Origin of the sequence: Bradyrhizobium sp. AUGA SZCCT0182, from assembly GCF_018130185.1 — a bacterium.
GTDB lineage: Bacteria > Pseudomonadota > Alphaproteobacteria > Rhizobiales > Xanthobacteraceae > Bradyrhizobium.
This window is the reverse complement of the sequence record NZ_JAFCLY010000034.1, coordinates 17,330-40,670: the sequence shown is the minus strand read 5'-3', so window position 1 is coordinate 40,670 and position 23,341 is coordinate 17,330. Positions and strand designations below refer to the sequence as shown.

General features: G+C 63.0%; 25 protein-coding genes. 17 read left to right on the top strand and 8 right to left on the bottom strand.

Annotation, left to right across the window (positions count from 1 at the left end; translation table 11 throughout):
• The first annotated feature begins 83 nt into the window (after positions 1–83).
• The 5 genes from JQ611_RS29395 to JQ611_RS29375 all read left to right on the top strand — a co-directional run bounded on the left by JQ611_RS29395 (position 84) and on the right by JQ611_RS29375 (position 7,796).
• The gene (locus tag JQ611_RS29395; RefSeq protein ID WP_212390714.1) at positions 84–467 is read left to right on the top strand and encodes a nuclear transport factor 2 family protein; all 384 of its coding nucleotides are present in this window, start codon (positions 84–86) and stop codon (positions 465–467) included.
• A gap of 115 nt (positions 468–582) precedes the next feature.
• Complete coding sequence (locus JQ611_RS29390; protein WP_212467405.1) at positions 583–2,373, top strand: acyl-CoA dehydrogenase C-terminal domain-containing protein; 1,791 nt, start codon at positions 583–585, stop codon at positions 2,371–2,373.
• A gap of 163 nt (positions 2,374–2,536) precedes the next feature.
• On the top strand, positions 2,537–3,745 hold the full coding sequence (locus JQ611_RS29385) for an acetyl-CoA C-acetyltransferase (protein ID WP_212467404.1): 1,209 nt from the start codon (positions 2,537–2,539) through the stop codon (positions 3,743–3,745).
• 128 nt (positions 3,746–3,873) lie between these two features.
• On the top strand, positions 3,874–6,090 hold the full coding sequence (locus tag JQ611_RS29380; RefSeq protein WP_212467403.1) for a 3-hydroxyacyl-CoA dehydrogenase NAD-binding domain-containing protein: 2,217 nt from the start codon (positions 3,874–3,876) through the stop codon (positions 6,088–6,090).
• 473 nt (positions 6,091–6,563) lie between these two features.
• On the top strand, positions 6,564–7,796 hold the full coding sequence (locus JQ611_RS29375) for an FAD-binding oxidoreductase (protein WP_212467402.1): 1,233 nt from the start codon (positions 6,564–6,566) through the stop codon (positions 7,794–7,796).
• A gap of 127 nt (positions 7,797–7,923) precedes the next feature.
• Here JQ611_RS29375 and gstA read toward each other — a convergent pair whose 3' ends face one another.
• Positions 7,924–8,538: a glutathione transferase GstA gene (gstA, locus tag JQ611_RS29370; RefSeq protein WP_212265284.1), complete on the bottom strand. Its 615-nt coding sequence runs from the start codon at positions 8,536–8,538 to the stop codon at positions 7,924–7,926.
• A 163-nt stretch (positions 8,539–8,701) separates the two neighbouring features.
• Between gstA and JQ611_RS29365 the strand changes: the two genes are divergently transcribed.
• From JQ611_RS29365 to JQ611_RS29355, 3 genes are all read left to right on the top strand, one after another.
• Positions 8,702–9,190, top strand: coding sequence for a MarR family winged helix-turn-helix transcriptional regulator (locus tag JQ611_RS29365; RefSeq protein ID WP_212265283.1), 489 nt, complete (start codon positions 8,702–8,704; stop codon positions 9,188–9,190).
• A gap of 96 nt (positions 9,191–9,286) precedes the next feature.
• Positions 9,287–10,657, top strand: a complete 1,371-nt coding sequence (locus JQ611_RS29360; RefSeq protein ID WP_212467401.1) for a glutamate--cysteine ligase — start codon at positions 9,287–9,289, stop codon at positions 10,655–10,657.
• Positions 10,658–10,861: 204 nt separating this feature from the next.
• Positions 10,862–11,416, top strand: coding sequence for a PAN domain-containing protein (locus tag JQ611_RS29355; protein ID WP_212390741.1), 555 nt, complete (start codon positions 10,862–10,864; stop codon positions 11,414–11,416).
• A 106-nt stretch (positions 11,417–11,522) separates the two neighbouring features.
• On the opposite strand, the gene JQ611_RS29350 is transcribed toward JQ611_RS29355, so the two are convergent.
• The 4 genes from JQ611_RS29350 to tldD are packed head-to-tail and all read right to left on the bottom strand — an operon-like array spanning position 11,523 to position 14,722.
• A complete protein-coding gene (locus tag JQ611_RS29350) occupies positions 11,523–12,128 on the bottom strand; it encodes a nucleotidyltransferase family protein (protein WP_212467400.1) in 606 nt (201 codons plus the stop codon).
• 51 nt (positions 12,129–12,179) lie between these two features.
• A complete protein-coding gene (locus JQ611_RS29345) occupies positions 12,180–12,518 on the bottom strand; it encodes an MmcQ/YjbR family DNA-binding protein (RefSeq protein WP_212467399.1) in 339 nt (112 codons plus the stop codon).
• Positions 12,519–12,524: 6 nt separating this feature from the next.
• Positions 12,525–13,295 (bottom strand): signal peptidase I, encoded by a 771-nt coding sequence (gene lepB / locus JQ611_RS29340; RefSeq protein WP_312012252.1) that lies wholly within the window; start codon positions 13,293–13,295, stop codon positions 12,525–12,527.
• Positions 13,295–14,722 (bottom strand): metalloprotease TldD, encoded by a 1,428-nt coding sequence (tldD, locus tag JQ611_RS29335; protein ID WP_212467398.1) that lies wholly within the window; start codon positions 14,720–14,722, stop codon positions 13,295–13,297. The genes lepB and tldD overlap by 1 nt, the downstream gene beginning before the upstream one ends.
• A gap of 89 nt (positions 14,723–14,811) precedes the next feature.
• On the opposite strand from tldD, the gene JQ611_RS29330 reads away from it, so the two are divergent.
• On the top strand, positions 14,812–15,306 hold the full coding sequence (locus JQ611_RS29330; RefSeq protein ID WP_212411730.1) for a GNAT family N-acetyltransferase: 495 nt from the start codon (positions 14,812–14,814) through the stop codon (positions 15,304–15,306).
• A gap of 72 nt (positions 15,307–15,378) precedes the next feature.
• Here the strand turns inward: JQ611_RS29330 and JQ611_RS29325 are convergent, their stop codons facing one another.
• Both JQ611_RS29325 and JQ611_RS29320 read right to left on the bottom strand, forming a co-directional pair.
• Complete coding sequence (locus JQ611_RS29325) at positions 15,379–15,555, bottom strand: hypothetical protein (protein WP_212467397.1); 177 nt, start codon at positions 15,553–15,555, stop codon at positions 15,379–15,381.
• A gap of 129 nt (positions 15,556–15,684) precedes the next feature.
• On the bottom strand, positions 15,685–16,080 hold the full coding sequence (locus tag JQ611_RS29320) for a helix-turn-helix domain-containing protein (RefSeq protein ID WP_212390743.1): 396 nt from the start codon (positions 16,078–16,080) through the stop codon (positions 15,685–15,687).
• Positions 16,081–16,218: 138 nt separating this feature from the next.
• On the opposite strand from JQ611_RS29320, the gene JQ611_RS29315 reads away from it, so the two are divergent.
• Genes JQ611_RS29315 through JQ611_RS29305 form a run of 3 tightly spaced genes read left to right on the top strand, consistent with a single transcriptional unit; the run spans position 16,219 to position 17,800 of the window.
• Positions 16,219–16,611 carry a DoxX family protein gene (locus JQ611_RS29315; RefSeq protein WP_212467396.1) on the top strand — a complete coding sequence of 131 codons (393 nt, stop codon included), beginning with the start codon at positions 16,219–16,221 and terminating at the stop codon, positions 16,609–16,611.
• Positions 16,612–16,635: 24 nt separating this feature from the next.
• Positions 16,636–17,139 (top strand): DsrE family protein, encoded by a 504-nt coding sequence (locus JQ611_RS29310; RefSeq protein ID WP_212265275.1) that lies wholly within the window; start codon positions 16,636–16,638, stop codon positions 17,137–17,139.
• Between the two features lie 49 nt (positions 17,140–17,188).
• Positions 17,189–17,800: a TlpA disulfide reductase family protein gene (locus JQ611_RS29305; RefSeq protein ID WP_212467395.1), complete on the top strand. Its 612-nt coding sequence runs from the start codon at positions 17,189–17,191 to the stop codon at positions 17,798–17,800.
• Between the two features lie 33 nt (positions 17,801–17,833).
• On the opposite strand, the gene JQ611_RS29300 is transcribed toward JQ611_RS29305, so the two are convergent.
• Positions 17,834–18,370, bottom strand: coding sequence for an invasion associated locus B family protein (locus JQ611_RS29300; protein ID WP_249133544.1), 537 nt, complete (start codon positions 18,368–18,370; stop codon positions 17,834–17,836).
• A gap of 483 nt (positions 18,371–18,853) precedes the next feature.
• Here JQ611_RS29300 and coxB point away from each other — a divergent pair, with 483 nt between their 5' ends.
• The 5 genes from coxB to JQ611_RS29275 all read left to right on the top strand — a co-directional run bounded on the left by coxB (position 18,854) and on the right by JQ611_RS29275 (position 23,258).
• On the top strand, positions 18,854–19,693 hold the full coding sequence (gene coxB, locus JQ611_RS29295) for a cytochrome c oxidase subunit II (RefSeq protein WP_212265273.1): 840 nt from the start codon (positions 18,854–18,856) through the stop codon (positions 19,691–19,693).
• Between the two features lie 95 nt (positions 19,694–19,788).
• Positions 19,789–21,408 carry a cytochrome c oxidase subunit I gene (gene ctaD / locus JQ611_RS29290; protein ID WP_212265272.1) on the top strand — a complete coding sequence of 540 codons (1,620 nt, stop codon included), beginning with the start codon at positions 19,789–19,791 and terminating at the stop codon, positions 21,406–21,408.
• 63 nt (positions 21,409–21,471) lie between these two features.
• Entirely contained in the window at positions 21,472–22,407 is a 936-nt protein-coding gene (locus JQ611_RS29285; protein WP_212265271.1) for a heme o synthase, read from the top strand.
• An 18-nt stretch (positions 22,408–22,425) separates the two neighbouring features.
• Entirely contained in the window at positions 22,426–22,590 is a 165-nt protein-coding gene (locus JQ611_RS29280; protein WP_192735385.1) for a CoxF protein, read from the top strand.
• Between the two features lie 26 nt (positions 22,591–22,616).
• Positions 22,617–23,258 (top strand): cytochrome c oxidase assembly protein, encoded by a 642-nt coding sequence (locus JQ611_RS29275; protein ID WP_212467394.1) that lies wholly within the window; start codon positions 22,617–22,619, stop codon positions 23,256–23,258.
• The last annotated feature ends 83 nt before the right edge of the window (positions 23,259–23,341 follow it).

Sequence of the window (23,341 nt, the reverse complement as noted above, 5' to 3'; positions counted from 1 at the left end):
TTGACTTTATGCATAAAGTTGCATATGCGTCAACGTGCATAAAGATTGGGCTGAACCTGTTTTGAGCCGATCGGAGACGCATCATGACCGTGACTGCACTCGACAAATGGTACGGCTACATGAAGTCGCACGACCAGACGGCGCTGTGGGATCTCCTGCATCCCGACGCGGTGTTCGAGAGTCCCGTGGTCCATACCCCGCAGCGCGGGCGTGACATCACCTTCAAATATCTATCGAGCGCCGAGAAAGTCCTGGGCGGCCCGGGATTCAGATATGTCGGCGAATGGCGCAGCGACAATGGCGCCGTGCTCGAATTCGAAAAAGAAATCGACGGCATCGTGATCAACGGCGTCGACATCATCACCTTCGCGGATGGCAAGATCACGCATTTCAAGGTGATGGTGCGGCCGCTCAAGGCGATGAACCTGCTGCATCAATTGATGGGCGCGCAACTCGCAAAAGGGTGAGGCCGTGTCGTCCGGAACCGGATAAGGTCCACCTTTAAATAAAGCGCCTGCTGGCCTGCCGACTTTCACCTGAAACGTAATCAGCCATTTCATTCTGCCCTGCCGGGAGAACACCATGCCGACTTACAAAGCCCCTGTTGAAGACGTCACCTTCCTGCTCAACGACGTGTTCCAGATCGACCGCTACGACAATCTCCCTGGCTTCACCGACGCGTCAGCCGATGTCCGCGAAGCGATCCTCGGTGAAGCGGCCAAGCTTTCCGAAGAAGTGCTGCAGCCGCTGAACCGGGTGGGCGATCTCGAAGGCTGCGTCCGCCACGATGACGGCCGCGTCACCACGCCGAAAGGTTTCAAGGAAGCCTTCAAGCAGGTCGCCGAGGGCGGCTGGCTCGGGCTGTCGGCGCCTTCAGAATATGGCGGGCAGGGGCTGCCGGTCACGCTGAGCCAGGTCGTGACCGAATTCCAGAGCTCGGCCAACATGGCGTTTTCGATGTATGGCGGCCTCACCATGGGCGCGACCGCGGCATTGATGGTGCACGGCAAGCCCGAACAGAAGAAGATGTTCGTGCCGAAGATGGTGGCGGGCGAGTGGACCGGCACCATGAACCTCACCGAGCCGCAATGCGGCACCGATCTTGGTCTGCTCCGCACCAAGGCCGCCAAGCAGGCCGACGGCAGCTACAAGATCACGGGCACCAAGATCTTCATCTCGGCCGGCGAGCATGATATCGCCGACAACATCATCCATCTGGTGCTGGCGCGCATCGAAGGCGCACCTGCGGGAATCAAGGGCGTCTCGCTGTTCGTGGTGCCGAAGGTGCTGGTCAATGCCGACGGCTCGCTCGGCGCACGCAACGGCGTGTCCTGCGGCTCGATCGAGCACAAGATGGGCATTCACGGCAATTCCACCTGCGTGATGAATTACGACGGCGCCACCGGCTGGCTGATCGGCGAAGAGAACAAGGGCATGCAGGGCATGTTCGTGATGATGAACGAGGCCCGCCTCGGCGTCGCGGTGCAGGGCCTCGCGCAATCCGAGGTCGCCTATCAGAACGCGGTCAATTATGCGCGCGAGCGCCTGCAGGGCCGGTCGCTGACGGGGGCGAAAGATCCGGACAAGCCGGCCGATCCGATCATCGTGCATCCCGACGTGCGCCGCGTGCTGCTGACGATCCGCGCCTTCAACGAGGCGGCCCGCGCGATGGTGGTGTGGACCGCGCTGAAGAGCGACGTCGCCCACCGCTCAAGCGACCCGAAGGATCGCCAGGAGGCCGACGACCACATGGGCCTGATGACGCCGGTCATGAAGGGCGTAATGACCGATGTCGGATTCTCCAATTCGGTGCTGGCGCAGCAGATGTATGGCGGCCACGGCTACATCGCCGAACACGGCATGGAGCAGTTCGTGCGCGATGCGCGCATCGCCATGCTCTATGAAGGCGCCAATGGCATTCAGGCGCTCGACCTCGTCGGGCGCAAACTGCCGCGCGACGGCGGCCGCGCCGTGATGGCGTTCTTCGGCGAGGTCGGAGCCTTCGCCAAGGAGCACGGCGGCGATGACGCCATGAAGCCGTTCGTCACCCCGCTCTCGGCCGCACTCGGCCATCTGCAACAGGCCACCGGCTGGCTGATGCAGAACGCGCTGACCAAGCCCGACAATGCGGGTGCCGCCGCCACCGACTACATGCAATTATTCGGCCTCGTCACCTTTGCCTATATGTGGGCAAAGATGGCCAAGGTGGCGCAGGACAAGATTGCGTCCGGCGGGGCCACGCCCTATCTGACCACCAAGCTGGTGACCGGCCGCTTCTTCATGGAGCGGATGCTGCCGGAAACGACGGTGCACCTTGCGCGCATCCAGACCGGCTGCGCGACGACCATGGAATTGGCGGCGGAAGCGTTCTGAAGCGTCCTGCAAATACGCATCGTCATTGCGAGCGCAGCGAAGCAATCCATAGACCCACAAAGGAAGCATGGATTGCTTCGTCGCTACGCTCCTCGCAATGACGGTGGAATGTTCTGAAATTCGTCTGGCTCGATCAGGGCCGAGACCGAACCGGGAGAAAACCATGCCTGAGGCATATATCTACGATCACGTTCGCACCCCGCGCGGCCGCGGCAAGGCCGACGGCTCGCTGCATGAAGTGACCGCGCTGGCGCTGGCCACCGTGCCGCTGCAGGCGCTGAAGGAGCGCAACAATCTCGCCGTCGACGTCGTCGACGACGTCGTGCTCGGCGTGGTCGATCCAGTCGGCGAGGCCGGCTCCGACATCGCGCGCTTTGCGGCGCTCAAGGCCGGCCTCGGCCAGGCCGTCCCCGGCGTCCAGATCAGCCGCTTCTGTGCTTCCGGCCTCGATGCTGTGAATTTTGCCGCCGCCCAGGTCATGGCCGGCCAGCATGAGCTCGTGATCGGCGGCGGCGCCGAATCCATGAGCCGCGTCGGCATCGGCGCCTCCGGCGGCGCCTGGCCGATGGATCCCTCGATGGCGGTGCCGGCCTATTTCATGCCGCAGGGCGTCTCGGCCGACCTGATCGCCACCAAATACGGCTTCTCGCGCGACGACGTCGACGCCTACGCTGTGCAGAGCCAGCAGCGCGCCGCTAAGGCCTGGGACGAGGGCCGCTTCAAGAACTCCGTGGTGCCGGTGAAGGACATCAACGGCCTCACCATCCTTGCGAAGGACGAGCACATGCGCCCGACCACGACGATGCAGTCGCTCGGCCAGTTGCAGCCGTCGTTCGTGGCGATGGGCCAGATGGGCGGCTTCGATGCGGTCGCGATCCAGTCGCACCCCGAAGTCGAGCGCATCAATTACGTGCACCATGCCGGCAATTCGTCCGGCATCGTCGACGGCGCGGGCGCCGTGCTGCTCGGCAGCAAGGAAGCCGGCGCCAAGCACGGCCTGAAGGCGCGCGCGAAAATCCGTGCCTTTGCCAATATCGGATCCGAGCCCGCGATGATGCTGACCGGCCCGGTCGACGTCACCGAAAAGCTGTTCGAGCGCTCCGGCATGAAGAAGTCGGACATCGACCTGTTCGAACTCAACGAGGCCTTTGCCTCGGTGGTGCTGCGCTACATGCAGGCCTTCGACATCGACAGCTCCAAGATCAACGTCAATGGCGGCGCAATCGCGCTCGGCCATCCCCTGGGCGCGACAGGTGCGATGATCCTGGGCACCGTGCTCGATGAGCTCGAGCGCACCAACAAGTCGACCGCGCTGGTGACGCTGTGCATCGGCGGCGGCATGGGCACCGCGACCATCATCGAGCGGGTCTGACGCTTAATCCGTAGGGTGGGCAAAGCGAAGCGTGCCCACCAAGACCAACACCCCGATCAAAATGGTGGGCACGGCGCGAAGCGCGCCTTTGCCCACCCTACGATCAAAAATCGATTTGGGAGCAACACATGGCCTTCAAGAATTTCAAGCTGGAAACCGACGCCGACGGCATCGTGCTCGTCACCTGGGACACGCCCGGCCGTTCGATGAACGTGCTCGACGAGACCTCGGCCACCGAACTCGAGGAGATCGTCAAGCAGACCACCGCCGACGCCGCCGTCAAAGGCGTCGTCATCACCTCGGGCAAGGAGGCGCTGTGCGCCGGCGCTGATCTGTCGATGCTCGAAGGCATGGCCCATCAATATGCCGATCTGCTCAAGGCCAAGGGCGAAGAGGCCGCCAACCAGATGCTGTTCGACCAGAGCCGCCGCTTCTCGCAGGTGTATCGCAACATCGAAATTTCAGGGAAGCCGTGGGTCGCCGCGATCAATGGTCTCGCGCTCGGCGGCGGTTTTGAACTGACGCTGGCCTGTCACTATCGCGTTGCCGCCGACAACCCGAAGACCCGGCTCGGTCTGCCCGAAGTGAAGGTCGGCCTGTTCCCCGGCGCCGGCGGCACCCAGCGCGTGCCGCGTATCGTCTCGCCGCAGGATGCGATGCAGCTGCTGCTGAAGGGCGAGGCGATCAACCTTGCCAGGGCCAAGGCGCTCAATCTCATTCACGCGATCGTCCCGGCGGCCGACATGATCAAGGCGGCCAAGGACTGGATCAAGGGCGGCGGCAAGGCCATCGCGCCCTGGGACGAGAAGGGCTTTAAGCTTCCCGGCGGACCGGTGTTCTCCAAGATGGGCATGCAGATGTTCCCGGCGGGCAATGCGATCTACCGCCGCGAGACCTACGACAATTACCCGGCGGCGCGCGCCATCATGAGCTGCGTCTATGAAGGCCTGCAGTTGCCGATCGATGCGGCACTGCGCGTCGAGTCGCGCTACTTCACGAAAGTACTGCGCTCCAACGAAGCCGCCGCGATGATTCGCAGCCTGTTCCTGTCGATGCAGGAACTGAACAAGGGCGCGCGCCGTCCGCAGAACGTGCCGCCGACCAAAGTGAAAAAGCTCGCCGTGATCGGCGCCGGCTTCATGGGCGCCAGCGTCGGCTATGTCTCCGCGCGGGCCGGCATCGACGTGGTCTTGATCGACCGCGACCAGGCCAGCGCCGACAAGGGCAAGGGCCACGCCCAGACCGTGATCGACGACCTCATCAAGAAAGGCCGCGCCAAGGAAAGCGACCGCGACGCCGTGATGTCGCGCATCAGCGCCACCGCCGACTATGGCGTGCTGAAAGACTGCGACCTCGTCATCGAGGCCGTGTTCGAGGACCGGAAAGTAAAGGCCGAAACCTACGCCAAGGCGCAGCCGCTCCTGAAGGATGGCGCGATCTTCGCCTCCAACACCTCGACGCTGCCGATCAACTCGCTGGCCGAGGAATTCAAGGACCAGGGCAAGTTCATCGGCATCCACTTCTTCTCGCCGGTCGAGAAGATGATGCTGGTCGAGATCATCGTCGGCAAGAACACCGGCGATGCGGCGCTTGCCACTGCGCTCGATTACACGCGGATGATCGGCAAGACGCCCATTGTCGTCAACGACAGCAGAGGCTTCTATGCCAACCGCTGCGTCGGCCGTTACATTGCCGAAGGCAACGAGATGTTCCTCGAAGGCGTGCCGCCGGCGATGATCGAGAACTGCGCCAAGATGGCCGGCATGCCGGTCGGCCCGCTGTCGCTCTCCGATGAAGTGGCGCTCGACCTCGGGCTCAAGGTGATGAAGGCGACCGAGGCCGATCTCGGGCCGAACTCGATCAACCCCGATCAGAAGAAGCTGATGGTGGAACTGGTCGAGAAGCAGGGCCGTCTCGGCCGCAAGAACAGCAAGGGCTTTTACGACTATCCCGAGAAGGGCAAAGGCCAGAAGAGCCTGTGGACGGGACTTGCCGATCTGCAGCCGAGGAAGCTCGACCCCGACACGCTCGACATCGAGGAACTGAAGCAGCGTTTTCTCGTCGTGCAGGCGGTGGAAGCCGCACGCACGGTGGAGGATCACGTCATCACCGACATGCGCGAGGCCGATGTCGGCTCGATCCTCGGCTTCGGTTTTGCGCCGTTCACCGGCGGCACGCTGTCGTATATCGACTTCATGGGCACCAGGAAGTTCGTCGAACTCTGCCACAAGCTCGAAGCCAAATACGGCTCCCGCTTCACGCCGCCGAAACTGCTGGAGGACATGGCGGCCAAGGGCGAGACGTTCTATGGCCGCTTCCCGCCGAAGAAGCAGGCGGCGGCGTAACACAAATCCATCGTCGTCCCGGCCTTGAGCCGGGACCCATAACCACCGTCGTTCATTGTTGCAGATGCCGTTAGCCGCAATGTCTTATTGAGAGATCACGCGGTATGGGTCCCGGCCTTCGCCGGGACGACATCCAACAAAAGGGGCCGGATCATTTATCCGGCCCTTTATTTTGTGAATAGGGTTTTCAGCTTTGCTTCTGCAAAGCAGCTCTCCATCTCAGAGAGCCATCGCCATTGACGCAAACCGGTGCTGCTTGTTGGAAGACCAATCAAGAGCACAACCTCGCAATCAGGGAGGTCGAGTGTTTCGCGAACATGCTCGGCCATCAAATCCTGACAAATCAATATAAGGCAGAGCCACCATCCGCAATTCCGCCTACTGCCCAGCCGCGATTTGATGTAGCTGGTCCCAGAGATTAGCGGAAGCCTGGTCCTGACCGGTCCCGGACCCATGCAAGGGTGATGGTCGCAATGCGAAGTGTTATCGTTCTCGGCGCCGGAATGGTTGGGGTCGCAACCGCGCTGCAGTTACAGCGCCGCGGCTGGTCGGTTGTGCTGCTTGATCGCAATCAGCCCGGCCGCGAGACCAGCTACGGCAACGCCGGCTTCATCCAGGCCGAAGCGGTGCGGCCCTATCCGATGCCGCGCGATCTTGCGACGCTGGCGGCGATCGCAACAGGGCGCGCCAACGATGTCCATTACCGCGTAAAATGGCTGCCGCGGCATCTTGGTCCTTTGCTGCGGTACTGGTGGCATTCCGCTCCGGATCGGCACCAGCACATATCGCAGGCCTACGCGCGGATCATCGCACGGGCGACAAGCGAGCATGATGTGCTGATCCGGGAAGCCGGCGCGGACAATCTGGTGCAGCGAAGCGGCTATCATTCCCTGCGCCGCACCCAGGCTGCGCTGGATGAAGTGGCGCTGGTCGCCGAGATGCTGGCGGCCGAATTCGGTGTGCGATCGGAAATTATCAGCCCGGCACAGCTTGCCGCGGCCGAACCCGGGCTTAACGAGACCGGGGCGGGGGCTGTTCACTGGCGCGACCCATGGACGGTCTCGGACCCGGGCGGGCTCGTATCCGCCTATGCCGATCTGTTCACACGCGCAGGCGGCACCTTCGTCAACGGGGATGCGACCACGTTGGCGCCGAGTCCTGCCGGCTGGACGGTTCAGTCGGATGATGGCCCGATCGACGCCGAGGCGGCCGTGGTATCGCTGGGTCCGTGGTCTCCCGATCTGTTGCAAAAGTTTGACTATCGTTTTCCGATGCTGCGCAAGCGTGGCTACCATCGGCATTTCACCGGCGGCGGCCGCCTCAATCTGCCGCTGCACGACCCCGAGTTCGCATACGCCATGGCGCCGATGGCGAAGGGATTGCGGATTACGTCGGGCGCCGAATTGATGGGACCGGAAAGGTCGTCGCAGTCGCGCCAGCTCGAACGGGCGGAACAGGCGGCACGGCGGCTTGTCGATCTCGGCACCGCGGTGGAGGCCGAACCCTGGAGCGGGGTCCGCCCCTGCATGCCCGACATGCTGCCGGTCGTGGGAGCTGCACCGAAGCACAAAGGCCTGTGGATGCATTTCGGGCATGGTCATCACGGCCACACCCTTGGCCCCACCACAGGCCGCCTGCTCGCCGAGATGATGAGCGGCGAGGCGACATTCACCGACCCATCAGCGTTCAGTCCGGCGCGATACTGATCGTCTTGTTGTGGTTGCAGCGTAAAAAAAGTTGTCGTCCCGGCCTTCGCTGGCACGACGCGGGGTAAAACAAAAAAGGCCGGATCATCGATCCGGCCCTTTATCTTATCTCCGATATAAAAATCGCTTACGCCGCCTTCAGCAGGCCTTCCTTGGTCAGCGCTTCCTGCACCTTCGGGCGGGCGCCGACGCGGGCCTTGTAGGCGATCAGGTTGGAGAGATCAGCGAGATCCCATTTCATCCGTTCGGCCCATGACAGCATCGTGAACATGTAACCGTCGGCCACGCTGAACTGCTTGCCCATCAGGTAGTCTTTCCCGGCGAGCTCGCCATCGACATATTTGAACTTGCCCATCGCCCGGTCCTTGAAGAATGCCTTGGCGTCATCGGAGAGCACCGGGCTGAACTGCGGGCCGATGTTCTTGTGCAGTTCACTGTTGATATAGGTGAGCCAGGCCTGCAGCTTGTAGCGATCGGCGTGGTCGCGGGTGGGGGCAAGATTCTTGTCCGCGGCTTTATCGGCGATCATCTGGACGATGACCGGGCCTTCGGTGACCAGTTCACCGGAATCCAGCGCCAGTGCGGGCACCTGGCCCTTCGGATTGACCGTCAGATAGTCGTCGCCGTTTTCCAGCTTCTTGGCGCGCAAATCGACCTTGACCAGATCGTAGGGGAGACCGGCCTCCAGGAGCGCGATATGGGGAGACAGCGAGCAGGCGCCTGGCGAATAGTACAATTTCATTGGATTTTCTCCCTTTGGAAGTTCTTGCCTTTGGAAACCTTGGCTTGGGGCCGAGGAACGACTAAATGCATCTGCATGTAATAGTCAAGATTGATGCAGCTGCATTTAGTGCGGTACACTAACCTGTGACAGACACGGACCTGTGACGGATACGGACCAGACCATGAAACGCAAACCATCGACCGAGGCGACCAACGCCTGGATCCGCCTGATGCGGGTGCAGAGCCGGGTGCTGGACGCCGTCGAGCAGGATTTGAAGAAGGCGGGCTTCCCGCCGCTCGCCTGGTATGACGCGCTGCTGGAATTGTCGCGCGCGCCGTCCGGCGAGATGCGCCCGGTGGAGCTGGAGAAGCAGATGCTGATCCCGCAATACTCGACCTCGCGCCTGATCGACCGTCTGGTCGACGAGGGGCTGGCGGCGCGGCGCGAATGCAAGATCGACAAGCGCGGCCAGTTCGTCGAGATCACGGAGACGGGACGCGAGCTGCAGAAGAAAATGTGGAGCGCCTATTCCGCCGCGATCGAAAAACACGTCGGCTCGAAACTGTCCGACACCGACGCCATCAAGCTCTGCGGTCTGCTCGACCGGCTGGGCTGCTCGTGCAGCGAAGTCAGGGCGGTCGCCGCGCGAGACGGCGTTCCCGCCCGATGATACGCCTTCATCTTATCGTTTTTGCGGACGACGCTGTCCGCAATGCTCCCTGCCACACGGCGCGTTCGGTCGAATCGCCAAAGATCCGGATTTTTTATGGCGCGTGACCAAATCGATATGACGCCGTTGCAATCGCGCGACGAACTCGTGGCGTGGCTGGCGGCCGGCGTGAAGCCGCCGTCGGAATTCCGCATCGGCACCGAGCACGAGAAGACCCCGTTCACGCTCGAGGGCTATCACCCCGTGCCATACGAAGGCGCGCGCGGCATCGGCGCGCTGCTGGAGGGCATGCAGCTGCTGCTCGGCTGGGAGCCGATCATGGAGCACGGCAACATCATCGGGCTGTACGACGTCACCGGCGGCGGCGCGATTTCGCTGGAGCCCGGCGGGCAGTTCGAATTGTCGGGCGCCCCGGTCGAGACCGTGCACCAGACTCAGGCGGAATTGATGGCGCATCTGGCGCAGGTGCGCGAGATCGCGACCCCTTTGGGGATCGGTTTTCTCGGCCTCGGCATGACGCCGTCATGGTCGCGGTCGCAGGTACCGCTGATGCCCAAGGGCCGCTACAAGATCATGACCAATTACATGCCGAAGGTCGGCCAATACGGCCTCGACATGATGTACCGGACCTGCACCGTGCAGACCAATCTCGACTTCTCCTCCGAAGCCGACATGGTCAAGAAGCTGCGGGTATCGGTGGCGCTGCAGCCGATCGCGACCGCCTTGTTCGCCAATTCGCCGTTCACCGAAGGCAAGCCCAACGGCTTCCTGTCATTCCGCTCGGAAATCTGGCGCGATACGGATGATGCTCGTTCCGGCATGATCCCATGGGCGTTCGAGGACGGCATGGGTTTCGAGCGCTGGGTCGACTATGCGCTCGACGTTCCCATGTATTTCGTCAAGCGCGGTGACAGCTATATCGACGTGTCAGGCTCGTCGTTCCGCGCCTTTTTCGACGGCAGGAACAGTTCCTTGCCCGGCGAGCGGCCGACGCTGTCGGATTGGGCCAATCACCTCTCGACGATTTTCCCGGAAGTACGGTTGAAACGTTATCTGGAAATGCGCGGCGCCGATGGCGTGCCGTGGGGCCGTTTGCCGGCGCTGCCGGCGTTCTGGGTCGGCCTCTTGTACGACGACACGACGCTGGACGCGGCATGGGATCTCGTGAAGCACTGGACGGCGGCAGAGCGTCAGGCGCTGCGCGACGACGTGCCGCGCTTCGGCTTCAAGGCCCGGATCCGCGACCGCTATCTGTTCGAAATCGCGCGGGAATGTGTGAAGCTGTCGCATGCCGGCTTGCGGCGGCGCAGCCGCATCGATCACCTCGGCCGTGACGAAAGCCGTCACCTCGAGCCGCTGGAGCGGATCCTCGAATCCGGCCGCACGCCGGCCGAAGAGATGCTGGAGAAATTCAACGGCGCCTGGGGCGGCTCCGTGGAACCGGCCTACAAGGAATACGCTTTCTAGCGCATGATCCGGTAAAGCATGCCCCGCACTTGATGCGGGGTGGGTACCGGTTTTCCGAGAAAGATCATGCGCAAACAAAAGCATAGAGCGTGATGAGATCATCACGCTCGGCTCGTTGCCGCGTTTCTGGGCCGTTCATCCGCCGTACAGGTTGATGCCGCTCCAATGGCAACCGTCGGAACGCGCGCATTCGAAAGCAATCACATGGGGATAGGCCGCCTGCTCAGGGCGTGTTTGGTGACGCTCGCCTTTTTGGCGGCGGCAGCACCCGCACGCCCAGCCGCGGCGCAGGCCAATTTCGACCGCCCCGGCGGCGATTATCTGAACTCGCCGGTGATCTCGGGCGATCCGGCCGACTGCGCGCTGGTGTGCGAACGCGACAAGCGTTGCCGGTCGTGGAGTTTCAACTATCCGACCGACCTGACCAGCGGCGCGGTGTGCTGGCTCAAGAGCAACGTCCCGGCGCGCGTCCAGGACAGTTGCTGCGTCTCCGGCGTGCGCGGCGCCGGCGTGGTCGAGCCGAGGAACAGCGCGATCGAAACCTCGATCGACCGGTTCGGCGGCGACTACAAGAATTTCGACGTCAAGAGCAAGGACGGCGACGACGCCTGCAAGGCCGCCTGCACCGCCGACAACAAGTGCCGGGCCTGGACCTATGCGCGGCCGGGCTATGCCGGCACGGAAGGCCATTGCTTCCTGAAAAAAGACATCAAGCCGCCGCGGCGCAAGGCCGGGTTTACCTCTGGCGTGGTGCGGTAGAGCGACATTCACCGTTGTCGTCCCTGCGAACGCAGGGACCCATAACCACTGCAGTTGATTTTGCGACGTGCTGGAGCTCCACCGCACTCACCACGTACATTTGTGGCTATGGGTCCCTGCGTTCGCAGGGACGACGATTGAGTGAATCCTCCACCGCCAGCACAGTCACCTCCGGCCACATCGCCTTCCATCGCGCCGCCTTCACCGCATAACTCTCGGGCGAAAAATTCGGGCCCGGATTGGGTCGCACGATCAGGCCGGCGGCATCGTCGAAACCATCGGGCGCGTAGACGTCGTAGCCATCCGGCGTGCGGCGGATGCCGATTTGCGTATTTCTCGTAAGAAAGCGATCGATGCCTTCGGTCGAGCAGCGCAGCGGCGGGTAGGGTAGGCCATGCTTTTCGCCGTACCAGAGATGGACGCGCGCCTGGTTGCGCGCCTCGATCTTGGCGTCGAGCTTGCCGAGCGCGCCGTGCAGACGGCGGATCACGGCGTCCTCGGCCGTCCAGGATGTATCGGGATCGAAATAGAACACGTCGTAATCGTTGATGCCGTAATCGACATCACGCCCGGTCAGCATGTTCCACACCGTCTGCACCAGGCATCCCGACACGATCCAGGCATCCGGCAGCGCGAGCTCGAACAGTTTTTCGGCGATGATTTGATTGGCGGGATTGCGCAGCGCAAGGTCGAGGAATTCGTCTTGGGTCATGGATGCTCTTTCCCGTCATTGCTTCGCTTCGCTCGCAATGACGGGAATGATCTATGATTCGTCGTATTCCTTCACCGCCTTCTTCGATGCCAGTGTGCGCCAGTGCCGGCGCAGCAGCGGCTCGACGATGGCGCGCCTGGCCTTCGACAGGCGGACCAGCACGATCGGATAATCGCGATAGTGGTCGGTGAAGTAAAACAGCTTTGGCTGGCTTTCGACCAGCATCTCGCGCTCGCCATGGGGAACGCCGAACACGACAAGACTGTCATGGTCTTCGCGGAGCCGCGCCAGCAGCTTCTTGCGCACCTTCAGCGCCGGTGTGCCGTAGGACGTGCCGTCCTCGACCTCGTCCCACAGCAGCGCGAACTTCCTGACGTCGTCGAAGGTCACGCTTTCTCAATGCACCGACGTGAAAAACCGCGCCATGCGAAAGCCGGAGAGCCAGGTCCATACCGGCTGGCTGCGGATGCCGAGATCCCAGGAGCCGACCACGGCGTCGGCGCGGCCGATCAAATTGTCGATCGGCAACAGGCCGACGCCGCCGTCGCGCACCGCGACGCGGCTGTCGGCGGAATTGTCCCTGTTGTCGCCGAGCACGAACAGTTTTCCCGTCGGCACCGTTACCTCTGGCGTGTTGTCGAGCCGGCCGTTGTCGCGCATCTTGAAGATCGCATGCGTGACCCCGTTCGGCAGCGTCTCGACATAGCGATAGGCCTTTTCGCTGCCGCCGCGGTCGTCTTCGGCTTCACCCACGCCATCCGGCTTCAAGGTCGCAGCATGGTCGTTGATGAAGAGCTGGCCCTGCCGCATCTGGATGCGGTCGCCGGGCAGCCCGACCACGCGCTTGACCCAGGCCTGCGAGCGGTCGCCGGGCCAGCGGAACACGACGACGTCGCCGCGCTTGGGCGTCTCGCCGAACAGGCGGCCGGTTTCCGGCAGCGTGATCTGGATCGGCAGCGACGCCGCGCCGTAGCCATAGGGGAATTTTGACGCCAGCAGCGCGTCGCCGATCAGGAGCGTCGGCTCCATCGAACCGGACGGTACGTAAAACGGTTCGGCCAAGGCGCCCTTGGCGACGAACACAACCATCACGATGGCCGCGATCTGGGCTAGCTGCGCGCGCCAGCTCGAAGGTTTGGCACCCGCAGTTTCGTTTTCGCTGGTCACTAGCCGGTTCCTCCGACCGTAATGCGCTCCATCCGCAGCGTCGGCTGGCCGACGCCAACAGGCACGCCCTGGCCGTTCTTGCCGCAGGTGCCGATCCCGGTATCGAGCGAGAGGTCGTTGCCGACCATGGTGATGCGATGCAGGTCGGTCGGGCCGTTGCCGATCAGCATCGCGCCCTTCAGGGGCGCGCCGATCTTGCCGTTCTCGATCTTGTAGGCCTCGGTGCACTGGAACACGTATTTGCCCGAGGTGATGTCGACCTGGCCGCCGCCGAAATTCGCGGCATAGATGCCGTTCTTTACCGAGGCGAGGATTTCCGCGGGATCGCGCTGGCCCGACAGCATGTAGGTGTTGGTCATGCGCGGCATCGGCACATGGGCGTAGCTCTGGCGCCGTCCGTTGCCGGTCGGCTTCATGTTCATCAGGCGGGCGTTCTGGCGGTCCTGCATGTAGCCGACCAGAATGCCGTCCTCGATCAGCACGGTGCGGTTGGTCGGCGTGCCCTCGTCGTCGATCGACAGTGAGCCGCGCCGCGAGGCCATGGTGCCGTCGTCGACCACGGTGACGCCCTTGGCGGCGACCTGCTTGCCCATCAGGCCTGCGAAGGCCGAGGTCTGCTTGCGGTTGAAATCACCCTCGAGCCCGTGGCCGACCGCTTCATGCAGCATGACGCCGGGCCAGCCGGCCCCCAGCACCACGTCCATTTCGCCGGCGGGGGCGGGAACCGATTCCAGATTGACCAGCGCTTCGCGGATCGCGCCGTCGGCGGCATCGCGCCAGGCCTTGGTCTCGATGAAGCGCGCATAGCCCTCGCGGCCGCCATAGCCCTTGCTGCCGCTTTCCTGCCGGTCGCCCTGGCCGGCAACCACGGAAACATTGACCCGCACCAGGGGGCGGATGTCGCGGTAGCTTTCACCGTCGGGCCGCAGGATTTCCACCACCTGCCAGGTGGCGCTGAGGCTGGCCGTCACCTGCCGCACGCGCGGGTCCTTGTCGCGCACATAGGCGTCGATTTCGGCGAGCAGCTTCACCTTGGCCTCAAAACCCGGCGCATCCAGCGGATTGTCGTCGCCATAGAGTCTCACATTGGTGTGAGCGGGGGCGGCGGAAAAGCTGCCGGAATAGCCGCCACGGACCGCTGCGACCGCATCGGCGGCGCGGATCAGCGCCGGCAGCGAGACGTCGGAGGAATGCGCGTAACCGACCGCGTCGTCCTTGACCGCACGCAGGCCAAAACCCTGCGAAGTGTCATAGGTCGCCTGCTTCAGCCTTCCATTGTCGAACATCAGCGCTTCGGTCTGGCCATATTCCAGGAACAATTCGCCGTCATCGGCGCCTTCGAGCCCGCGCGCGATCTCCCGGCGGACGGAATCGCGGTCGAGGTTGGCGCGGTCGATCAGGGAGGTTGTAGCGGGGGAGTTGGTCATTACATTCAGTCCGTTGTCGGAGGGGTGCAACCAAGATAGTTGTTTCCTCGTAGTTTCGCGAGAGGCTGGATCAACACGTTGCAGGCACGATGGCTACGATCGAAATTGTTCCGATAACGCAAGGCCATATCGACAGCTTTCACCGGACCCTCGATATCGTGGCGCGGGAGCGGCGCTATCTGTCCTTCCTGGAGGCCCCGCCGCTGGAAGCGACGCGGGCGTTCATTCTCGACATCATCGAACAGGGTTATCCGCAATTTGTCGCGCTGTCGGGCGGTGAAGTCATCGGCTGGTGCGACGTGACCCCGAAGCCAAGGCCGATTTATGCCCATAACGGCGTTCTCGGCATGGGCCTTTTGCCGCAATTCCGGGGGCGGGGCATCGGCAAGCGCCTGATCGCGCAGGCGCTGGGCGCCGCACAGGCCTTCGGGCTGCAGCGGGTCGAACTGACGGTCCGGGAAAACAACGTGAACGCGATCGCGCTCTATAAGAAGGTCGGCTTCGAGATCGAAGGCGTGCAGCGCGAGGCCATCCTGGTCGATGGCAGCTACGAAAACCTGATTTTGATGGGGTTGCTGTTCTAGCGGCAGGGCCAAGAAAAATCTGACGGGAAAAACCTGACGGCGAAAACCTGACGACGCCCAATCAGATCAGGGTTAGTGCTGGCGGCGCCCGGTTGCCAATCCTGACGCCGCGTCTCGCGGGGACTTCACACTTTGCTCGACGCGCACGATTTCAAACCACTTGCCGCCGGATACGATGTTGAGTTGCTCCCCGGTCAGCTCGCTTTTCGCAGCGTCTGCACGGGTCTCGAACGTACGGTCGTCAGTCATGGCGGTCTCCTCCGCGTTGATGGGGAAACCTTGGCAGGATTGCCGTTGCCTCGGCTGTGAGCGAGGTCACTGTGTCGTTCCGCGTCATTGCGACCCGGTGGCTCGCAATGACGGGGGAATCTACCTTGGCTACGCTTTCTTGTCGGCGGAAGAACCCTTGGGCTGCGCCGCGGTCGGAAAGCCATGCTCCTGCGACCAGCGAAACAGTTCATCGAACACCGGTTTGAGGGCTCTTGCCGATGGCGTGATCTCATATTCGACGCGCGGCGGCACCTCGGGATAGACGGTGCGCTTCACGAGTCCGTTGGCCTCAAGGTCGCGCAGCTGCGTCGTAAGCATGTGCTGGGTGACGCCGGGGATCGATTGGCGCAATTCGCCGAACCGGTGCTTGCGCTGGACCAATTGCCAGAGAATTTCGCCCTTCCATTTTCCGGCCAGGACCCCCAGCGCACGATGAAATTGCTCCACCACGCCGCGCTGGCACGGTTCCGCGGCGGCAATATCGTTGCTTTCTGCAATAGTCATCTTTTTCATACTACCTCACAAAAAGCATCCTACTTGTACTTTTCATCTTACTCCCGAATTTTGTGTGTCGAAAGCCTTTGGCGCGTCGGACCACGGCGCCGCGCGGTCTGAACCGCTGGAACATATCGGGAGCTACCAATGTCACTTGCCGCCGCATCGGCGCCGCCGCGCTGGAAGTCTGCCGGTCTCTGGGTCGTCAGGGGATTACTGGCCCTTGCCTTTGCAGGCGCAGGCGGAGCCAAGCTCTATGGCGTGCCGATGCTGGTTGAGGAATTTCAGCACATCGGACTTGGTCAATGGTTCCGCTATTTGACCGGGGCGCTGGAAGTGCTCGGGGCCATCCTGATCCTCGCGCCGTCGCTGGCGGCCTTCGGTGCCGTGCTGCTGATCTGCATCATGATCGGCGCGACCGTCACTCATCTCTTTGTGATCGGCGGCTCGGCTGTGCCTGCTCTGGTGCTGTTGGCACTGAGCGCCATCGTCGCCTACGCGAAGCGCGACCAGATCGCATCGCTTGCCAAGAATTTGTGAACAGGCATTTGTGAAGCTGCTGCCATGCACCTTTCTCGCCGTGAATTGACGATTGCCGCGGGGCTCATCCTGGCCTTCATGGTGCCGCTGACCGTGACCTTGTTGCTGACAGGATCGGAGGCGGCGAGCCCAAAGCCGCAGGCGAAGGCCGCTGCGGTCGGCGTGCATCGGCTGGTGCTGCCGATCAACACCGATGATCCCACCACGATGCGGGCGCTGATCTCGACCTCGCTCAACCTTCCAAAATACTACCAGGAGCGGAACGAAGCGTTCACGATCGAAGTGGTCGCCTACAATGCCGGCGTTCACATGCTGCGCGCCGACACTTCGCCGGTGAAGGACATGCTGCGGGTGTTAAGGACGGTCAATTCGAACATCCGCTTCGTGGTCTGCGACGCCACCAAGCTCGGTATGGAGCGCCAGGAGGGGCGTCCGGTCACCCTGATCGATGGCGTCGATCTGGTGCCGAGCGGGCCGGGGCGCATCATCGAATTGCAGGAAGCCGGCTGGTCCTACATCCGATCGTGATATTTGGATTCAGAACCTGGATGCAAAACTGCACAGCGGAGTATCCGACATGACGTCGCCTCGCGGCCCGACCCGCCGCAGCTTTGTCGCGGGGATAATGGGCGCGGCTGCCTCGCTTGCGATCTCGCCCCTGCCGGGTCGCGCCGCGGCCGGCGGGCCGCCGCCATTCGCAACGGCCCGGCATCAGTTCACGCTTCTTCGCGGCGCACGGCCGGTCCCGCCGGTACCGATCCCGCGTCTCGGCGGAGGTGTGCTCGATCTGACGTCCTTCCGCGGCAAGGTGGTGCTCGTCAATTTCTGGGCAACCTGGTGCCCCGGCTGCCGCACGGAACTGCCGATACTGGATCAACTCGCGGAAAACCGCCGCGCAGACCTTATGGTCGTCGCCATCACCACCGATCGCGATCGATCCGTGGTCGCGCCGTTCGTCCGGCAGCTGAAGCTTCGCCACCTCGGAATCGGTTTCGATCCCGGTGGACTGGTGGGGCGTGCCGGCGCCAGCGACGGTGTCGACACGCCATTCGCGCTGTACGGCATGCCGATCAGCTTCCTGCTCGGCGTCACCGGGCAAGTCGAAGGCTACATCACGGGTGAAGCGGACTGGCTCTCGATCGAGGCCCGCCGGTTGTTCGACTACTACGCCGGCGCCGCGCGTGACTAAGCAAAGCGGACGTTGAGGCGAGCGCCCGGCCCCTCACGGCAGCTTGTCATACCCCTCGCCGATCCCGTTCAGGCTCAGCGGAAAGCCGATGCCCTCTTCCGGGGTCTCGAAGATAATGAAGGTCGCGGTCTTGGCGGTGCGAAGCTGGCCGAGCAGTTTTTCGTCCATCACGACCTCGGCAACGCAGCCATTGGGCAGGCAGCGGACAAAACCGGCGCGGCCGACGTCCTGATTGTCCAGTTTCAGGCCGAGCCCGGAGGGCAGCAGCACGCCCAAGGGGGCGACCACCCGCATCAGCTTGCTCTTCTGGTCGGCGGTCTTGAGCACGATCACGGTGAGGCCGGCGTTGGAGCGGTCTTCGGCTACCACGCTCTGGATCAGGGCGCATTGCTCGCCCTGGGCGCCCGGCGGGGTGTCGCAGCGGATCTGCCAGTCGCCATGGACCGAGCGCACCGCGCCCTGGGCGCTGGCAGCCTCCGTCAGGCCGAGCAGGAGCGCGGTGGCGAGCAGTCCGCCCAGCCAGCGGCCTGGCCCTGGCTTGCGTCCTGCCTGATGTTTCGAACGCCTCATCCGGGTCGATCCTCTGAATGATTACTCGGACTGATACGTAATGACGGCGCCTTGAAGGCGGTCTTTCGCTAAATCTCGAAGCAATTCCCAAGCCCGATATCAAGCCCGATGCCAAGCCGGAAAGGCGCTTCAGCGGCGAATCAGGTCCCCGCGGCGCACCCTGCCTTTGCGTACATCCAGTAATCCGCCTGTCAAGCGGCGCAGCTGGACAAAAAGGCGAGTTTTGCCTGTTTCACCGGGAAAACCTGACATGCAGAGATTAGCCGGTGACGCATGGCTTTGGTCCCCACTACTGCATTGCGAGAGCCTGCGAATTATGGTTTGAGAGGCTGGATTTCGAAGCGTTCTAGCGATTTGGCCCCGGTACTTTTGAGGTGTGCATCCAAGCCACCTCCGGCGGGCTGTTTGTAGGGGCGGATCGTGCGGCATTTCCGGCCATCCGGCGGGGATGCTTTGGGGATTTATCAAGGGAGCGCGAGCGGCATGAAGATGTCGAAGGGCCAGATTGGCCGGCGGTTGCTGGGATTTGCGGTGGCGGGCATGGCCCTTGTCGCCGGCGGTACGGCGTCAGCCGAATTGGGGCAGCCAGCGCCGTGGGAATGGACCCTGCAGGAATCCGCTACGCCTGTGATGGACTACATCATCTGGTTCCATAACTGGCTGGTCGGCACCATCACCGTCATCACGCTGTTCGTGCTCGTGCTGCTGGTCATGGTCGTCGTGAAATTCAACGCCAAGGCCAACCCGGTCCCCTCCAAGACCACCCACAACACCCTGATCGAAGTGGCCTGGACCCTGATCCCGGTGCTGATTCTGGTCGCGATCGCGGTGCCGTCGTTCCGGCTGCTGTTTCTGCAGCTCGACGTGCCAAAGGCCGATCTCACCATCAAGGCGACCGGCAAGCAGTGGTACTGGAGCTACGCCTATCCCGATCACGGCAAGTTCGAGTTCGATTCGCTGATGGCAGCGGACAAGAAGCCCCGGCTGCTCGGCGTCGACAATGAGATGGTGGTGCCGGTCAACAAGGTGGTCAAGGTTCTGACCACCGGTGCTGACGTCATCCACGCCTTCGCGGTGCCGGCCTTCGGCATCAAGATCGACGCCATCCCCGGCCGTCTGAACGAGACCTGGTTCAAGGCCACCAAGACCGGGATGTTCTACGGCCAGTGCTCCGAACTGTGCGGCAAGGATCACGCCTTCATGCCGATCGCGGTGCGGGTCGTGAGCGATCAGGAATTCGCGGCCTGGGTGGAAACCGCGAAGAAGAAATATGCGACCAACCCGGCGAATTCGTACGCCTCGGCTGGCGCGGTGGCGCAGTAAGCCGCAAAGCTCAGGCAAGCTTAAGGCTTAGGCGCAAGGGACAAGGGCGACGGGACCGCAAGGTCCGAAAAGGGACTGCAAGGCAGGATTTGAACATGGCAACAGGCGCAGCGACACACCACGATCACGCCCATGATGACCACGCGCACGCGCATCCGACCGGATGGCGGCGCTTCGTCTATTCGACGAACCACAAGGACATCGGAACGATGTACCTGGTGTTCGCGGTCATCGCCGGCGTCATTGGCGCGGCGATGTCGATCGCGATCCGCATCGAGCTGATGTATCCCGGCGTCCAGCTGTTCCACGAAGCCCATACCTACAACGTGTTCGTGACCTCGCACGGCCTGATCATGATCTTCTTCATGGTGATGCCGGCGATGATCGGCGGCTTCGGCAACTGGTTCGTGCCGCTGATGATCGGTGCGCCCGACATGGCGTTCCCGCGCATGAACAACATCTCGTTCTGGCTGCTGCCGGCCTCGTTCGCGCTGCTCCTGATGTCCACCTTCGTTGAGGGTGAGCCGGGCGCCAACGGCGTCGGCGCGGGCTGGACCATGTACGCGCCGCTGTCGACCTCGGGCCATCCGGGACCGGCGGTCGATTTCGCGATCCTGTCGCTGCATCTGGCCGGCGCCTCGTCGATCCTCGGCGCCATCAACTTCATCACCACGATCTTCAACATGCGCGCGCCGGGCATGACCCTGCACAAGATGCCGCTGTTCGTCTGGTCGATCCTGGTCACCGTGTTCCTGCTGCTGTTGTCGCTGCCGGTGCTCGCCGGTGCGATCACCATGCTGCTGACCGACCGCAATTTCGGCACCACCTTCTTCTCCGCCGACGGCGGCGGCGACCCGCTGCTGTTCCAGCATCTGTTCTGGTTCTTCGGCCATCCCGAAGTCTACATCCTGATCCTGCCCGGCTTCGGCATGGTCAGCCAGATCGTCTCGACCTTCTCCAAGAAGCCCGTGTTCGGCTATCTCGGCATGGCCTACGCCATGGTCGCGATCGGCGGCATCGGCTTCGTGGTGTGGGCGCACCACATGTACACGGTCGGCATGTCCAGCGCGACGCAGGCCTATTTCGTCGCCGCCACCATGGTGATCGCGGTGCCGACCGGGGTGAAGATCTTCTCCTGGATCGCCACGATGTGGGGCGGCTCGATCGAGTTCAAGACGCCGATGCTGTGGGCGATCGGCTTCATCTTCCTGTTCACGCTCGGTGGCGTCACCGGCGTCGTGCTGGCCAATGCCGGCGTCGACCGCGTGCTGCAGGAAACCTATTACGTCGTCGCGCACTTCCACTACGTGCTGTCGCTCGGCGCCGTGTTCGCGATCTTCGCCGGCTGGTACTACTGGTTCCCGAAGATGTCCGGCTACATGTACTCGGAAACCATCGGCAAGCTGCACTTCTGGGTCACCTTCATCGGCGTCAACCTGGTGTTCTTCCCGCAGCATTTCCTCGGGCTATCCGGCATGCCGCGCCGCTACATCGACTATCCGGATGCGTTCGCCGGCTGGAACCTGGTGTCCTCGCTCGGCTCCTACATTTCGGGCTTCGGCGTGCTGATCTTCATCTATGGCGTGATCGATGCCTTCATCAAGAAGGAGCAGGCGGCGGATAATCCGTGGGGCCCCGGCGCCACCACGCTGGAATGGACGCTGTCGTCGCCGCCGCCCTTCCACCAGTTCGAAGTGCTGCCGCGGGTGCAATAAACCTTATAATTCGCGGCGCGCTCTTTCGGGCGCGCCGCGGCTTAGAACCAAGCGAGATCAATCTTGTCGGTCGTCGATCACAACGCCATCGAGTTGCCCCGGATTTCCGAGGCTGAGGTCGGCGACTACCTCGCGCTGCTGAAGCCGCGGGTGATGTCGCTGGTGATCTTCACCGCGCTGGTCGGCCTCGTGATCGCGCCCGGGCATATCCACCCGATCCTGGCGTTCACTTCCATCCTCTGCATCGCGGTCGGCGCCGGCGCCTCCGGTGCGCTGAACATGGCCTATGAGGGCGATATCGACGCGTTGATGTCGCGCACCGCGAACCGGCCGATCCCGCGCGGCCGCATCACGCGCGAGGAAGCCACCGCGTTCGGGCTGATCCTGGCGTTCTTCTCGGTGATGACGCTCGGCATCCTCGTCAACTGGCTCGCGGGCGGCCTCCTGGCGTTCACGATCTTCTTCTACGTCGTGATCTACACCATGCTCCTGAAGCGCTGGACCGCGCAGAACATCGTGATCGGCGGCGCCGCCGGCGCACTGCCGCCTGTGGTGGCGTGGGCCGCGGCGACCGGCTCGCTGTCGATGGAGCCGGTGCTGCTGTTCCTGATCATCTTCTTCTGGACCCCGCCGCATTTCTGGGCGCTGGCGCTGTTTCGCAGCGACGATTACGCCCGCGCCGGCGTGCCGATGCTGCCGGTCGTCGCCGGCCCCGACGCGACCCGGCTGCAGATCCTGCTCTATACGGTCGTACTGGTCGCGATCGCCGTCGCCCCCTGGCCGCTCGGCTATTTCGACGCGATCTATGGCATCACCTCGCTGGTGCTTGGCGCCGGAATGATGGCGCTGGCGATCAACGTCTACCGCCGCCGCGAGGGTACCGCGGCGCTGCGCGCGACCCGACGGCTGTTTGCTTTCTCGATCCTTTACCTGTTCGCGCTGTTCGCCACGCTGCTGCTCGAGGTTGTCGTGCGCGGCGTCATGGCTTTGATCGGGTAGGGGGCGCATGGGACCGGAATGGACGACAAGCGGATGCCAGATGGAATCGTCCTCACCGAGGCGCAGAAAAGAAGCCGGCGGCAGCGGTCGGTCGCGATTGCGCTCGCGCTCCTCGTGCTCGTCGTGCTGTTTTTCGCCGTCACCATGGTCAAGGGGCCGGCCGTTCTAGTTCGGCCCATGTAAACTGGAAATGTAGGTAGGTGGTGGAGATGGCAAACCAACCGATCGCGCGAGGGGAAACGGAGGCAAGCCGCAAGGCTTCGCGCCGCGGCCTGACGCGCGATGCGATGGTGGCCTCGATCTGCGGTTTCGTCGTGGTGTTCATGGTCGGCGCAGCCTATGCCGCCGTTCCCTTCTATAACTGGTTCTGCCGCGCCACCGGCTTCAACGGCACCACCCAGGTCGCTACCTCGGCGCCGTCGCAAGGCCCGCTGGCTCGCAAAATCTCGGTGCGGTTCGATGCCAATGTCGGCGCCGGCCTGCCCTGGAAGTTCGAGCCGGAGCAGAACGAGATCGAGGTCAGGGTCGGCGAGGTCGTCACCGTATTTTATCATGTGACCAACCAGGCGGCGCGGCCCACGGTCGGCCAGGCCGCTTACAATGTAACCCCGCTGACGGTCGGCGCGTATTTCCAGAAGATCAACTGCTTCTGCTTCACCGAACAGACCATGGCGCCGGGCGAGAAGCGCGAGATGCCGGTCGTGTTCTACGTCGATCCGGCGCTGATCGCCGACAGCGAGAATGACGGGCTGAACACCATCACGCTGTCCTACACCTTCTATCCCGTGCGCGATCCGGCGCCGAAGCCGGTGGCTTCGGGCGAGCCGGACAAGCGCAAGGGAAGCCTGTAACTCCGGGAATTTCGGCCTTTCGAAATTCCCGACTTTGAATTTTTGAGACGAAGATGTGCCGAAGGATCCGGCACCGCTAACGG

Bases quoted from the DNA above. Each gene is read 5' to 3' on its own strand.
- JQ611_RS29395 (WP_212390714.1), top strand. From the start codon at position 84: ATGACCGTGACTGCACTCGACAAATGGTACGGCTACATGAAGTCGCAC.
- JQ611_RS29390 (WP_212467405.1), top strand. From the start codon at position 583: ATGCCGACTTACAAAGCCCCTGTTGAAGACGTCACCTTCCTGCTCAAC.
- JQ611_RS29385 (WP_212467404.1), top strand. From the start codon at position 2,537: ATGCCTGAGGCATATATCTACGATCACGTTCGCACCCCGCGCGGCCGC.
- JQ611_RS29380 (WP_212467403.1), top strand. From the start codon at position 3,874: ATGGCCTTCAAGAATTTCAAGCTGGAAACCGACGCCGACGGCATCGTG.
- JQ611_RS29375 (WP_212467402.1), top strand. From the start codon at position 6,564: ATGCGAAGTGTTATCGTTCTCGGCGCCGGAATGGTTGGGGTCGCAACC.
- gstA (WP_212265284.1), bottom strand. From the start codon at position 8,538: ATGAAATTGTACTATTCGCCAGGCGCCTGCTCGCTGTCTCCCCATATC.
- JQ611_RS29365 (WP_212265283.1), top strand. From the start codon at position 8,702: ATGAAACGCAAACCATCGACCGAGGCGACCAACGCCTGGATCCGCCTG.
- JQ611_RS29360 (WP_212467401.1), top strand. From the start codon at position 9,287: ATGGCGCGTGACCAAATCGATATGACGCCGTTGCAATCGCGCGACGAA.
- JQ611_RS29355 (WP_212390741.1), top strand. From the start codon at position 10,862: ATGGGGATAGGCCGCCTGCTCAGGGCGTGTTTGGTGACGCTCGCCTTT.
- JQ611_RS29350 (WP_212467400.1), bottom strand. From the start codon at position 12,128: ATGACCCAAGACGAATTCCTCGACCTTGCGCTGCGCAATCCCGCCAAT.
- tldD (WP_212467398.1), bottom strand. From the start codon at position 14,722: ATGACCAACTCCCCCGCTACAACCTCCCTGATCGACCGCGCCAACCTC.
- JQ611_RS29330 (WP_212411730.1), top strand. From the start codon at position 14,812: ATGGCTACGATCGAAATTGTTCCGATAACGCAAGGCCATATCGACAGC.
- JQ611_RS29325 (WP_212467397.1), bottom strand. From the start codon at position 15,555: ATGACTGACGACCGTACGTTCGAGACCCGTGCAGACGCTGCGAAAAGC.
- JQ611_RS29320 (WP_212390743.1), bottom strand. From the start codon at position 16,080: ATGACTATTGCAGAAAGCAACGATATTGCCGCCGCGGAACCGTGCCAG.
- JQ611_RS29315 (WP_212467396.1), top strand. From the start codon at position 16,219: ATGTCACTTGCCGCCGCATCGGCGCCGCCGCGCTGGAAGTCTGCCGGT.
- JQ611_RS29310 (WP_212265275.1), top strand. From the start codon at position 16,636: ATGCACCTTTCTCGCCGTGAATTGACGATTGCCGCGGGGCTCATCCTG.
- JQ611_RS29305 (WP_212467395.1), top strand. From the start codon at position 17,189: ATGACGTCGCCTCGCGGCCCGACCCGCCGCAGCTTTGTCGCGGGGATA.
- JQ611_RS29300 (WP_249133544.1), bottom strand. From the start codon at position 18,370: ATGAGGCGTTCGAAACATCAGGCAGGACGCAAGCCAGGGCCAGGCCGC.
- coxB (WP_212265273.1), top strand. From the start codon at position 18,854: ATGAAGATGTCGAAGGGCCAGATTGGCCGGCGGTTGCTGGGATTTGCG.
- ctaD (WP_212265272.1), top strand. From the start codon at position 19,789: ATGGCAACAGGCGCAGCGACACACCACGATCACGCCCATGATGACCAC.
- JQ611_RS29280 (WP_192735385.1), top strand. From the start codon at position 22,426: ATGGACGACAAGCGGATGCCAGATGGAATCGTCCTCACCGAGGCGCAG.
- JQ611_RS29275 (WP_212467394.1), top strand. From the start codon at position 22,617: ATGGCAAACCAACCGATCGCGCGAGGGGAAACGGAGGCAAGCCGCAAG.